General features: G+C 43.5%; 11 protein-coding genes. 4 read left to right on the top strand and 7 right to left on the bottom strand.

Annotated elements, in window-relative coordinates:
• Positions 1-155 precede the first annotated feature (155 nt).
• The gene (gene hutH / locus JK635_RS15900; protein WP_202654944.1) at positions 156-1673 is read right to left on the bottom strand and encodes a histidine ammonia-lyase; all 1518 of its coding nucleotides are present in this window, start codon (positions 1671-1673) and stop codon (positions 156-158) included.
• Positions 1674-2347: 674 nt separating this feature from the next.
• Between hutH and JK635_RS15895 the strand changes: the two genes are divergently transcribed.
• The 4 genes from JK635_RS15895 (at position 2348) to JK635_RS15880 (ending at position 7429) form a co-directional block, all read left to right on the top strand.
• On the top strand, positions 2348-4438 hold the full coding sequence (locus JK635_RS15895) for a DNA topoisomerase III (protein ID WP_202654943.1): 2091 nt from the start codon (positions 2348-2350) through the stop codon (positions 4436-4438).
• 553 nt (positions 4439-4991) lie between these two features.
• On the top strand, positions 4992-6224 hold the full coding sequence (locus JK635_RS15890) for an aminopeptidase (protein ID WP_202654942.1): 1233 nt from the start codon (positions 4992-4994) through the stop codon (positions 6222-6224).
• 124 nt (positions 6225-6348) lie between these two features.
• Positions 6349-6738: a large-conductance mechanosensitive channel protein MscL gene (mscL, locus tag JK635_RS15885; protein ID WP_202654941.1), complete on the top strand. Its 390-nt coding sequence runs from the start codon at positions 6349-6351 to the stop codon at positions 6736-6738.
• Between the two features lie 82 nt (positions 6739-6820).
• The gene (locus tag JK635_RS15880; protein WP_202655029.1) at positions 6821-7429 is read left to right on the top strand and encodes a Bax inhibitor-1/YccA family protein; all 609 of its coding nucleotides are present in this window, start codon (positions 6821-6823) and stop codon (positions 7427-7429) included.
• A gap of 86 nt (positions 7430-7515) precedes the next feature.
• Here the strand turns inward: JK635_RS15880 and JK635_RS15875 are convergent, their stop codons facing one another.
• The 6 genes from JK635_RS15875 to JK635_RS15850 all read right to left on the bottom strand — a co-directional run bounded on the left by JK635_RS15875 (position 7516) and on the right by JK635_RS15850 (position 12710).
• Positions 7516-8838, bottom strand: coding sequence for an oligosaccharide flippase family protein (locus JK635_RS15875; protein ID WP_202654940.1), 1323 nt, complete (start codon positions 8836-8838; stop codon positions 7516-7518).
• A 142-nt stretch (positions 8839-8980) separates the two neighbouring features.
• Positions 8981-9613: a response regulator transcription factor gene (locus JK635_RS15870; RefSeq protein ID WP_202654939.1), complete on the bottom strand. Its 633-nt coding sequence runs from the start codon at positions 9611-9613 to the stop codon at positions 8981-8983.
• On the bottom strand, positions 9606-10661 hold the full coding sequence (locus JK635_RS15865) for a sensor histidine kinase (RefSeq protein ID WP_202654938.1): 1056 nt from the start codon (positions 10659-10661) through the stop codon (positions 9606-9608). Before JK635_RS15865 ends, JK635_RS15870 begins: the two co-directional genes overlap by 8 nt.
• Entirely contained in the window at positions 10658-11392 is a 735-nt protein-coding gene (gene liaF / locus JK635_RS15860) for a cell wall-active antibiotics response protein LiaF (RefSeq protein WP_202654937.1), read from the bottom strand. The genes JK635_RS15865 and liaF overlap by 4 nt, the downstream gene beginning before the upstream one ends.
• Positions 11393-11590: 198 nt before the next feature.
• On the bottom strand, positions 11591-12235 hold the full coding sequence (locus JK635_RS15855) for a PspA/IM30 family protein (protein ID WP_202654936.1): 645 nt from the start codon (positions 12233-12235) through the stop codon (positions 11591-11593).
• Positions 12236-12362: 127 nt separating this feature from the next.
• On the bottom strand, positions 12363-12710 hold the full coding sequence (locus tag JK635_RS15850) for a lmo0954 family membrane protein (protein ID WP_202654935.1): 348 nt from the start codon (positions 12708-12710) through the stop codon (positions 12363-12365).
• Positions 12711-12867 lie beyond the last annotated feature (157 nt).

Below are 12867 nucleotides of genomic sequence, written 5' to 3'. Positions count from 1 at the left end.
AACTGGCGAACCCCAAAGGGGAAAAAGGTATAAAGAAATTTTTATTTTCTTATTAACCAGGGTAGGCGTGAGTTGTCACGCCTTTTCTATGTCCTATAAATTCAACTACGCCTCATGAACCGTCCTTAAGGACTCGCCAATTGGCGAGTTTTCATTTATTTTTCAAAGCTAAAATTATGGCTAAACTGAGTGAACTCCAAAGTCTTCAGCCATTCGGCCAATTTTTCAATGTCATTTGAAAAAATTCGGTCTTTATTAATAGGGGCTACCTGTTCGCGGCCTTTTTTAAAGAATTTTTTCGTCTGGACAGCCATTTTTTCAATCCCACGATATTCGACCGCCTGCATCGCACATATCATCTCAATTGCCAGCACTCTTCGGGCATTTTGGATGATCTGATAGGCATGTCTTGCAGCTATTGTCCCCATGCTGACATGATCTTCCTGATTGGCCGAGGACGGAATGGAATCGACACTAGCCGGATGGGCTAATGTTTTATTTTCCGAAACTAAGGAGGCAGCAGCATATTGCATAATCATTGCGCCCGATTGCAGTCCAGGCTGGGGGCTTAAAAATGGCGGCAAATCGTTTAATTGTGGATTGACTAACCGTTCAATCCGCCGCTCAGAAATATTGGCCAGCTCGGCAACAGCAATTTTCATAAAATCCATCGCCAGCGCAATCGGCTGCCCGTGAAAGTTTCCACCGGAAATCACCATCTGGCCATCGTCAAAAATCAGCGGATTATCGGTAGCGGCGTTGATTTCAATTTCCAGCTTTTCTTTGACATAATCAAGTGCCTGCCATGAAGCTCCATGAACCTGGGGAATACAGCGTAACGAATAGGCGTCCTGCACGCGTAGTTCCCCCTGCTGTGTCGTTAATAAACTATCGCTTAAGTAGCTGCGGATTCTAGCAGCGGTATCAATCTGTTGTTTATAACCTCTGGCCACCTGGATTTCCTCGGCAAAGGCATCAATAATGCCATTTAAACCTTCTATGGTCATCGAAGCAATAAGCTCACTTTCATATGCCAGCTGCTCCGCCTCCAAATAGCCGACTACGCCCATGGCAGTCATTGCCTGAGTACCGTTGATTAAAGCAAGGCCTTCTTTGGCTTCCAACGTGATGGGCGGTAACCCTTCTTGTCTCAAGGCTTCGCCCGCTTCCATCCGCTCCCCTTTATAATAAACTTCACCCTCACCGATTAACACTAAGGCAAGATGTGAAAGTGGCGCCAAATCCCCGCTTGCGCCAAGTGATCCTTGCTGCGGAATGACCGGAATAATATCTTTATTGACCAGCTCCAGCAGCATTTCAATAACGCGCGGACGAATCCCGGAATACCCCTTTAATAAGGCATTGGCACGAAGCAGCACCATCGCTTTGGAAACAACCTCCGGGAACGGCTCGCCAACGCCGCAGGCATGCGACCGGATTAAGTTTAGCTGTAAGTCCTCGACGTTTCCTTTATCAATCAACACGTCACTAAATTTGCCGAATCCGGTGGTAATCCCATAAATCACCCTTTCTTCTGAAACAATTCTTTCTATGGCTTCACGGCTCTTGGCAGCCGCTTTGATGCTTTCCTCCGAAGCTTGCACCTTTTGCCCGTGAAATAAGACTTCCTTCATTTCTGCCAATGTTAGACTGTTCCCTGTTAACGTAATCAATTCATCCCACTCCTCTACCACTTTAGTAAAATAAAGAAAGAGGCTGGATTCCATATCTGATTAGATTTGGAATCCAGCCTCTTTATGACCCTTTACGATAAACAAATTTTCTTTTCGGAGATGCAACATGTCCGATCACCTATCCTAAAAAATTATTGGTTTGATCATTATTGTATGTGAGGAAAACCTGTATTGTCAACAAAATTTTCTGAATTTTATCACAATAATACTTTAGCAAGATAACAAATGAAAGTAGTTTTCGTCAAATTACAAAAATGATTATTTTTCCGTTATACTTAGAAAAGCGGAAGCGCCTTGGTCAGCGGCGTATGGCCTCCTCGAAAAAGCTATCGTTTTTCCTTCGTGCGATGCAAATGCAGTCGAAGCCTTCCTTGTGGAGCGCTCCAACTAAGATAAAGGAAACACGAAGAGCCAAGTAACTACCTGAATATGCTTCCTAGGCTTTGCGACGAGCTGAACATCAGCTTCGTTGAATAAGCTTTGGCACAGAAGCAGGAGGCGATTCGATGTTGACTTATCGTAGGGCGGAGAGCGAAGGACACTAGCCGCTAGGCGCTGGAGCTGGACAATTCTCAAAGTCGAAAATTTCTTATCTTTTTAGAAAAGCGGAAGCGCCTTGGAATTGAAAAGGACTTTACTTGAAAGGAGTTATTATGAAATCTCTTGTACTCGCTGAAAAGCCAAGCGTGGCACGTGAACTTGCCCGCGTTCTTGGCTGCAAACAAATAAATAAAAGCTATATCGAAGGTAATCACTATATCGTCACATGGGCGCTCGGCCACTTAATTGAACTGAAAATGCCAGAGCACTACGACAGCAAATATAAAACCTGGAATTTGGAAGACTTACCGATCATCCCACAGAAAATGGGCTTGAAGGTCATTAAGCAAACCACTCACCAGTTTCGGGCGATTGAGGGTCTTGCCAAGCGCAAAGATATCAACGAATGTATTATTGCCACAGATGCCGGCCGTGAAGGCGAATTAGTTGCCCGCTGGATTTTGGAAAAACTGCATTGGAACAAGCCGATTAAACGGCTGTGGATTTCCTCGCAAACGGACAAAGCGATTAAAGAGGGCTTCAAACAACTGAAATCGGGCAAACAATTTGAAAATCTTTACCATTCTGCCGTTTGCCGCGCTGAAGCTGATTGGTTGATTGGACTAAATGTAACACGGGCGCTTACGACAAAGTATAAGGATCCGTTATCAGCCGGCCGCGTGCAGACCCCTACCCTTGCGATGATTTTAGAGCGCGAACAGCAGATTCAAAAATTTGTTCCGAAAGAATATTGGACAATTCGCGCGGAAATCGGCCCATTAACGGCGGACTGGGAGCATGGTGGCGAAAAGAGGCTGTTTGATAAGGCTACTGCTGAGCGTATTTTGGCGAAAGTCCATGGCCAAAAAGCAGTACTCGAAAAGATCGAGCGCAAGAAAAAATCAGAATCGCAGCCACTCCCCTACGATTTAACAGAATTGCAGCGGGATGCCAATAAGCGCTTTGGCTTCTCGGCGAAAAAAACATTAAATATATTGCAACGGCTCTATGAACAATATAAACTAGTCACCTACCCCAGGACTGATTCTCGTTACTTAACAACCGACATGATCGGGACCATGATGGACCGGCTGCAGGGAATGGACTCAGGATATAAAGAGGAAGTCCGCCCGCTGCTTGCGGGGAACGGAAAGGTTTTGGCCCGGCGGGTTTTTAATAATGAAAAGGTCACTGACCACCATGCAATAATTCCGACTGAGCAGCGCTTGAATCTCGGCGAACTCGATTCGGATGAACGAAAAATCTATGACTTGATCGCCAGACAGTTTCTGGCACTGTTTTTACCGGCGTATGAATATGAAACCATCCATACCTCTTTCAAGGTTGAAGGCGAAACCTTTACAGCCAAAGAAACCAATGTGATGGAAGCAGGGTTTAGAAAAGTGCTGGGCAAAGTGGATTCAGAGGAACCCGTTTCCGGACTGCAAAAGTTAAAACAAGGTCAAAATTACACTGTGAAAGAGGTCGTGCTAAATCAAAAATGGACCGAGCCGCCACTGCGTTTTTCTGAAGCTGATGTACTTTCGCATATGGAAAAATACGGACTCGGCACACCGGCGACGAGAGCGGAAATTATCGAGCGCCTCGTGGAATCTGAAGTTGTCGAACGGGTTAATGGGCGCTTTCATTCGACCAAAAAAGGCCAGCAGTTAATTGAGTTGGTCAATAATGAGTTAAAATCACCGGAGCTGACCGCAAAGTGGGAACAGGAACTGGAGCAGATTGCAAAAGGAAAAGCGGACCCTAAACAATTTTTGCGCAAAATTCGTCGCCAGACCGAGCAGCTCGTTTCTGAAATTAAGACAAGTGATAAATCGTACCGAGCACATAATTTAACCGGCTCCAAATGTCCGGAATGCGGCTCGTTTTTGAAAGAGCGCAATACCAAGGATGGCAAAATTCTAGTGTGTTCCAACTTGGAATGTTCTTACCGGCGCCGCAAGGATCCGAAGCTGTCGAACCGCCGCTGTCCGCAATGTCATAAGAAAATGGAAATTCATGAGGGGAAAGCAGGCGTTTATTTCCAATGCCGCCGCTGCAACGTCGTGGAAAAGGCTGAGGAAACGAAAAAGGTCATTAAAAAACACGAGGAGCGCCGCCTCGTTCAAAAATATACGAAAAAAGAAGACTTCGGCACCAGTCTTGGTGATCTGCTAAAACAGGCGCTGAAGGATCAAGATTAAGTTAGATAGGCACCCCGCGTGTGCCTATCTTTTTTAGTTGGGCATATCTTTTTCTGCTAGATTTGAGTGCACCAATATAAGGAAAAGTCTGATCTTTCTTTACTGGAAGGATGCTTAAACGGCCGGGGACGTATTAGGCAAGGAGGACTATTTGACCAAAATCGGCAGCTTCCCTTGCATTCGGGCCGTTAGACAGGTTCTATTTGACCGAAACCAGCAAACCTCCGTGCTTTCGGGCAATGAGATGCGTTCTATTTGACCGAAATCGGCAAACCTCCGTGCTTTCGGGCAATGAGACAGGTTCTATTTGACTGAAATCGGCAATCTCCCATGCTTTCGGGCAATGAGACAGGTTCTATTTGACTGAAATCGGCAATCTCCCATGCTTTCGGGCCATTAAAACTCATTTTTCTCGCTGACTCAAATTCCCCTCACTGGTTTGAATGAATCCCAACTTTTTTCTATCATTAGCCAGCAATACTAGCGGTTTCTTTTTCCCGCAAAAACCGCTACAATATTAAATAGGAAGATTCTGAAAAAGGAGAAAATACATATGAGTGATTTTCAAAAAAATTTGGATAAATACGCGGAGCTTGCCATCAAGATTGGTGTGAACCTCCAAAAAGGCCAAACACTGGTCATTAATGCTGCAATAGACGCCGCGGAATTTGTCCGCCTGGCGGTCAAAAAAGCATATGAGGCCGGTGCCTTAAATGTCATTGTCAACTGGAGCGATGACATCGTTTCAAAAACGAAATATGATTTAGCCCCAGATGAGGCGTTCAAAGAATATCCGGAATGGCGGGCAAAAGAACAAGAGGATCTTGTTAAAAAAGGCGCAGCGTTCATGTCTGTTGTTTCCTCCAGTCCGGATTTATTAAAGGGTGTGAATCCTGAGCGAATTGCTAATTTTAATAAAGTGGCCGGTAAAGCTCTTTCAAAATTTCGTCAGGCAATCCAATCAGACAAAATCAGCTGGACCGTTGTCGCTGCAGCTTCGCCAGCTTGGGCGGCCAAAGTTTTTCCGAATGCTTCAAGCGACCAGCAGGTTTCCTTGCTCTGGGATGCCATCTTTAAAGCCGTTCGTATCGATTCTGAAGACCCGGTAGCGGCCTGGAAAAAGCATGATGAAAACCTCCACAAGAAGGTGCGTTATTTAAATGAAAAGCGATATGCCAAGCTGCATTATCAGGCACCCGGTACTGATTTAACAATTGAGCTACCGAAAAACCATCTCTGGTGTGGTGCCGGCAGTATCAATGAAGAGGGTGTCGAATTCATGGCCAATATGCCGACTGAAGAGGTTTTCACCGTGCCGCTTAAAACAGGTGTCAACGGAACGGTCGCCAGCACGAAGCCGCTCAGCTATGGCGGCAATATCATCGATCGTTTTTCGATCACATTTGAAAACGGAAAAATCGTCGATGTTAAAGCCGAGGAAGGCGAGGAAATCCTCAAATCTTTAGTGGAAACGGACGAAGGCTCCCATTATCTAGGTGAAGTCGCTCTTGTCCCATATAATTCGCCCATTTCCCAATCAAACATCCTTTTCTTTAACACATTGTTTGATGAAAATGCCTCGAACCATTTGGCGATTGGCAGTGCCTATGCTTTCTGTATTGAGGGCGGCAAATCAATGACCTCCGAAGAATTGAAGGCGCATGGCTTAAACGAAAGTATCACACATGTCGACTTCATGATTGGTTCTGCAGAAATGGATATTGACGGCATTACCGAGAATGGAAAAAGGGAACCGATTTTCCGAAACGGAAACTGGGCATTTTAAAATAACCGCACTGTAAAAAGTGTGAAAAAGATCAAGAAAAATTGTTAGACTCAGCCGCATTTGCCAAAAGCTAAAAGTTATGGTTACAATTTTATTCAATACCTTTAGCTGGAGGAATTATTACATGTGGAATGAGTTTAAGCAATTTGCGATGAAAGGAAATGTCATCGATCTTGCCGTCGGGGTGGTCATTGGCGGTGCCTTTGGAAAGATTGTGTCCTCACTTGTTGGCGATATTATTATGCCAGTTATTGCCTTATTTACCGGGGTTATCGACTTCAAGGACCTTGCCTATGGTTCATTAAAATACGGTCAATTTATTCAAAATGTAGTGGATTTCTTTATTATTGCCTTTTCGGTGTTTCTCTTGGTAAAATTACTTAACCGTTTTAAAAGAAAAGAAGAAGTGCCAAAAGTAGAGGTGCAAATCAACCGCACGGAAGAACTGCTTTCGGAAATTCGCGATTTGTTAAAAGAAGAAAAAAATTTTTTGCGAAAAGATGAAACATCTTGACCACTTCTTCGTATAACTTATATGTAACCATTATAAATGAGGTGAATTAAAATTGTATAATACACAAACATCATCCGAATTTATGCCATCAGTAATACGAACATTTGCCTTCTCGCTTGCCATCGCCTTCCTTGGCACCATGGCTGGAGTGTATGTTCCGCCTAGTTTATTTTTACCATTATCGATTTTAGAATTAGTGATGATTATTGCAGCCGTCATTTTCAGACGAAAAAAGGCGATTTCCTATTCGTTCCTATATATCTTTACCTTTATCTCAGGGGTAACCTTGTATCCAATTGTCGCTTATTACGCATCGACTGCCGGTGCTAATGTTGTCGTAAACGCATTTGCCACAACCACCGTTGTGTTCGCGGGGATAGCCATTTATGCAGCGAAGTCAAAGCGGAACTTTTCCTTCTTAGGCGGATTCCTGTTTGCGGCCCTCTTGGCGTTAGTGGCGATTTCAATTTTTAACATTTTCTTCCCGCTCAGCTCAACGGGAATGCTCGCTTTCTCCTTTATCGGAGTGCTGGTATTTAGCGGATATGTTCTCTTTGATATCAGCCGGATGAAGCATTACGGGGTTAGGGCAGAAGACGTGCCATTACTGGCGTTAAGCCTATACTTGGATTTCATTAACCTGTTTATTAGCATTCTGCGCATCTTTGGCATTCTCTCAAGCAATGATTAAAGATTCTTTCACAGTGGGTTTTCTTATTGAAAACCCACTTTTTTTGTTTTGACACCTGCCCTTCGAAGACCTTTACTAAAGGCGTTTTATTGATGAACGACTCTACCTGTAAAAACAGATACCCCGATTTTTTTGCAGACCGTAAAATAATGCATCAAGGCCAGTAAAACTGAGCCTGTGTTCATCCCAATAATTACTCCATCCATCCGCCATTCCGACATCGAACCAAGAACTAGAATCAGGGAAAAGGAAATCACCGTTGACCAGATGATATGAATGAACGCTTCCTTTATCAAATCCAGACCGATCATAAATGCCTGCAGCGGTATCACAAAGTAGTGAAATAGGAAAAACGGCCAGAGTAATTGCAAGTAAGTTGCCGAGGTCCCCGATTTGAAGAATAACGACGCCAACTCAGGGGCGAAAAAGAAAAAAATCGTCACCGCCACAATTCCATATCCAAGCGTAAGGATGATGACCTGCTGGAGCATTCTTTGCAGGCTGGAAAAATCGCGTTCTGAATGTGTCTTGGAAACGGCAGGGATCAGGACAATCATCAATGAATGGGCAATAAATCCCGGGAAAAAGCCGATCGAAATCGCCACCCCCATCAGCATTCCGAACTGCTCCGTTGCCTGAACAGCAGTGATTCCTGAGTGAACCAAGGCTGCCTTTATGATGAAAGGCTGAACGGCATTAGTGAAAGCCGTAAATAAGCGCATCCCCGTGGTAGGTATCGATACTGCCATTAAATTTTTGCGGACGATTTTCCGGTTTAGATTGGAAAACGGCTGCCTTCTTAACTCCTTGAACTGAATGATAAACATAAACACTAAATAAAGAAAAACGACAATTTCGCTACCGATGAGGGTTGCGATGGCAATTAATAACGAGGATTCCGGATTAAATTCAAAGAAACGGAACAGTACGAATAAGCCAGCAAGCTGGAAAATTTTTCGTAAGAAATTAGAGATTGCAATTTTCCCCATCTGCTGCCGGCCCATAAAATAACCTCTGGCAACCGAAGTGAATGAGATAACCGGAATCAAGATAATGACAAGCCAGCGGACATAGGGATGATACGAGTTAAAGATGGGGATAAATGGCAGCAGCACCGTCCCAACCACAAACAATAGACTGGTAAAAATAATCGTAATGGTGATCGCATGATACATAATATTGCGGTGATAGCGCTCCTCACGTTCAGCGATAAACTTGGAAATCGATACTGGCAGCTCAAAACTAGAAATGAGGATAATCAAAAGTATGGTCGGGAGGATTGACATATATAAACCTAACCCATGGGATCCCAGCTGCCGCGCCAAAATCATATTGACCAAGATTTCGATTCCCTCACCTAAAAACGCAGTTACCACTAAAAATAAAATACCTCGATAATAAATGGACAATTTCGGACTCTCCCTTTGCTGTAGTCTCACTCTATAAAATATGAGACAAGTTGGGGGAATAGTAGGGGAATTTTTGAGTAGAAAAAAAGGTGTCAGGCACCTTGTGAATTTTACACATGGTGCCTGACACCTTTAAAAGAAATCATTTTGTTAGCGAATGTTTAAAAGCGTAGATGACCGCTTGGGTACGATCCTGGACGTTTAGTTTGCTTAGGATGTTGCTTACATGGGTTTTGACGGTTTTGAGTGCAATGAATAGTTCGTCGGCAATTTCCTGATTGGTTTTTCCTTCAGCCATCAGCAGTAAAATTTCCATCTCACGGCTGGTAAGGTCTTCATGCGGCAAATGCTCTGTTTTTTTGCGCATTTTCATCATCATTTTGCCGGTAACTTCAGGTTCCAAGACAGAATGCCCTTGATAGGTTTCACGGACCGCTTTGGCGATTTCACTTGCTTTGGAGGTTTTCAGCATATAGCTCGTTGCTCCTGCTTCAAGTGCCGGGTATACTTTTTCGTCATCCAAAAAGCTGGTTACAATGATGATTTTCGCTTCCGGCCACTGTTCAATGATTTGCCGCGTCGCTTCAATCCCATCCATTTCCTTCATCACCAAATCCATTAAAATGATATCGGGTCGAAGCTTTAACGCCAGTTCCACACCTTTTTTCCCGTCCTCCGCCTCGCCGACCACTTCAATATCTGGCTGTGCCGACAGATAGGACGAAACCCCGATCCTTACCATTTCATGATCATCGACAAATACAACTCTAATCATTGGCACCCTCTCCATTAACAATTACCGGGACCTTTACTTCCAGCCGCGTCCCTTTATTTTTCATACTAATCACTTTTAACGTCCCGCCAATTTCCAAGGCCCGCTCATTCATATTTTGCATTCCATAGGAGCCTGCTTTGCCTTCTTCCATTTCAAAACCAATCCCATCATCAGCAACCCGCAAAATCACCAAATCATCTCTTTTTATTAACAGGACGTCGAGTTTTGATGCTCTTGCATGCCGTAAAGTATTGGAGACAGATTCCTGAAGAATCCGGAATAGGTGATCTTCCACACCTTTATCAAGTGGAAAATTCTCCACTTTCCATTTTATCTCCATTTCCACCTTTTGTGATAGTTCAACTAACAGCTCCTCAATTCCTTCTTGGAGCGATTTATTTTTCAAAGCGACAGGCCGCAAGTGCAGCAGCAGCGCCCGCATTTCCAGCTGTGATTGATGGATCATCGCTTCGACCATCCTCAATTGCTTTATTTCATAGGTTTCTTCAGCTTCCTGCTTTGTTTCATTAATCGCTGACATCATCATCGAAGCCGCAAATAATTGCTGGCTGACGGAATCATGCAATTCCCGGGCAAGACGATTGCGCTCCTGTTCAATGATTTCCTGAATTCTAGCTTCCTGATCTTCCACTTTTTCCGTTGCCAGCCGCTGCGCGTGCCTCGCTTGCTCGGTAATTTGCTTGCCGATTTTCTCGATCCGCTCCGCGATGATTTGCATTTCTGTAACGGATCTGAAGCTTTCCCGTTCTATATCATGATGCCTTCCCTCCTCCAATTGATGAAGAGAATGCTCAATCACGCTAAACTGTTTTTTCCAATAAAGGCCAGTGGCGGTTCCAAGAAGTATTCCCATGGCGATGCTGAAAGCAGGAATAAAGATGACGATGGGAATATCCATGAAATGTCTTGTCCACAATTCCGACCAGCTGTTTAATGGAAAAATAAATAGGAAGACCGTACTGATAATCACCGCCATTAAAATCGCAAAAACGACGCCCCAGACCATTTGCCGCCCTGTTGTACTCATATTCGACTCACCTCAATATTCCCAACGATGAGTGAGGTGAAGATTTTTACCTTTTGCTCGGCTGCATCATAGCCCGGCGTTTTTACTTGAAAAACGCTATTGAACAGCTTACTGTTTTGATTTTCAAATACTTTTGTTCTCCCGATTACTGCTGAATGATTGACCGTCACCTCAAGATCATACGGGACAAGAATTTGAATATTGCCAATCAGGTTGCGGATAAAAATAATGGTTTCCCCTTTTGGGAGCATCGTGTAACTAAGGTCGATGACTGTATCACCAATCCCGGCTTGAATGTTGACGTCATTCCATTCATAGATACCCAGCGGCGTTTTCTGCTGCCCAAGAAAAATATTTTCAAATAAGGGCTTTATTTGAATCAGCGTTTCCGCATGCACCGTTTGCTCAGGCTTGCTGAGTTCCACGGTTATTTTATTTGGCCTCTTTTTTGCATTTAAAAATTGAATGAAAAAGTGCAGTAAGATAGCTAATAACAAAAACTTAAACGTCATCATATTAAACACGCTGATCGCTAAAAACACAAGCCCGCCATAAAACAGCCATTTTCTGCGCGGTCTTCCCTGCTTTTTGCGGCCTAAATAAATCATTCCACCAGCGACAAAAAGAGAGAAAATAAGCCCTTTGTTGAAAAATAATATTTCCAAAAGGAGTAGAACCACACCGAATATAATCAGCCACTCAATATAGTCATTTTTGTAGTTTTTAAACACGGCTCACCCTCCCTTTTTATCGAATCTGAATGATATTTTTTCTATGGGCAAAAGGCGCAGAAACTCTACGCCTTCCTTTGTCCAGCCTGCACCTCGCCCTTAAAGTCACAAGCCCACTCTCTTTACCAGATTGGCTTGTTCTTGTCGGAATAACCTCAGGATGCTGCTGCTTTTCTATTAGAATATCATGATTTGCCTTTAAATGGACTTGCTTTCATCTAATTTTAGATTTTTTTCTAATTCGGCAACTTTGGCATCGATCGTGCTGCGATAGTAGGAGCTGTTTACTTGATGTTCTAGGCGCTCCAAATAGTTTTCAATCTCTTTAAAGCGGGAGTAGGATGTATTGGAATACGTATCCGATTCTAATACTTGATTGATCCGCTGGTTCGCGCGTGTGACGTTTTCACGGCCCATAAGTTCCATCCGGCGCAGCTGCATATCCTTTAATTTGTGCTTCATTTCTTCGTATCTATTTTCCAAATTGACAAGCTGTTCATTAATCTGTGCCAGTGAAGCTTGAAGGTGCTCGACGCGTTCTGCATATTGCTGATGCTCTTTTAAAGCAAATTGCGATAATTCGCTTTCGCCCGCCTTTGCAGCAATTTCCGCCTGTTGCTGTCTTTTTTCGGCGAGCTTCACGGCCTCGTGGTATTCCTTCGTAAACTCCGCTTTTAAGCGGTACTGGCGCTCCACTAATTTTCTTACCTTTTCAGTTTCCTGCTCGGATTGGCGCAGATACTGGTTCAGCAGGGCAATGGGATTTTTATTTTCCTTTTGCTCCAAAGCCTCATTTAAATCCGCCATCACAACGTTTTTAATTCTTGTAAATAAGTTTGCCATGTTTATTCTCTCCTTTTGAAAAATGATTTTGATTGAATGGATAAGGGCTTTAAATTTTTCGTAATTTGGAAGCGAAGCCCTTTAATAAATTGGTTTTTCCCTTAAACATCATGTGTCCAGCGAGATCTTAGTAATGCTTCAATTCATCCCATTGCTTTTCAAAATTGGTGAATGGGTCGGAATCTTCTTTGAACTTGGTATGCTTTTGTTCGTTCCACTTTTTATAGACGAGGAACAGTACATATGCTGCTGCTAAACCAATTACGGCAGGTATATTGTGAAGTGAAGCTGCCAAGACAATCACGCCAACGATGGCAAGCCCGATTTTAGCACCGGTTGATTCCGCTTTAATAAATTGTTTAACAATGAAGTAGAGGAGCACCAAGCTGACCGCTAACCCGACCATCGGACCGATTGTTGAAAGTAAAATGATTGCGGCGATTCCACCCGCTACCAGTAATCCAAATTTTTTCATTTTAATTTCCACTTCCTTTCTTGTTCTTGATACCATCTTACCTCGATTGTTCATTTTTCATAATTGCGCCAGAGCTTGATTTTGTTCTCGGTCCTAAGACGTAGAAAGGGTCAGTCTCTGTTAGAAACTGACCCTTAACATGTATTTTTTAAAAGAA

Origin of the sequence: Neobacillus paridis (assembly GCF_016765675.1) — a bacterium.
In the GTDB taxonomy this organism is placed as follows: domain Bacteria; phylum Bacillota; class Bacilli; order Bacillales; family Cytobacillaceae; genus Neobacillus; species Neobacillus paridis.
Note: the sequence above shows the minus strand (reverse complement) of the source record. Positions and strands in the feature narration are given on the sequence as shown.

What these genes read in the sequence shown, in the direction of transcription:
- JK635_RS15895 (WP_202654943.1), top strand. Translation starts at nt 2,348, where the DNA reads ATGAAATCTCTTGTACTCGCTGAAAAGCCAAGCGTGGCACGTGAACTT.
- JK635_RS15890 (WP_202654942.1), top strand. Translation starts at nt 4,992, where the DNA reads ATGAGTGATTTTCAAAAAAATTTGGATAAATACGCGGAGCTTGCCATC.
- mscL (WP_202654941.1), top strand. Translation starts at nt 6,349, where the DNA reads ATGTGGAATGAGTTTAAGCAATTTGCGATGAAAGGAAATGTCATCGAT.
- JK635_RS15880 (WP_202655029.1), top strand. Translation starts at nt 6,821, where the DNA reads ATGCCATCAGTAATACGAACATTTGCCTTCTCGCTTGCCATCGCCTTC.
- JK635_RS15870 (WP_202654939.1), bottom strand. Translation starts at nt 9,613, where the DNA reads ATGATTAGAGTTGTATTTGTCGATGATCATGAAATGGTAAGGATCGGG.
- JK635_RS15865 (WP_202654938.1), bottom strand. Translation starts at nt 10,661, where the DNA reads ATGAGTACAACAGGGCGGCAAATGGTCTGGGGCGTCGTTTTTGCGATT.
- JK635_RS15855 (WP_202654936.1), bottom strand. Translation starts at nt 12,235, where the DNA reads ATGGCAAACTTATTTACAAGAATTAAAAACGTTGTGATGGCGGATTTA.
- JK635_RS15850 (WP_202654935.1), bottom strand. Translation starts at nt 12,710, where the DNA reads ATGAAAAAATTTGGATTACTGGTAGCGGGTGGAATCGCCGCAATCATT.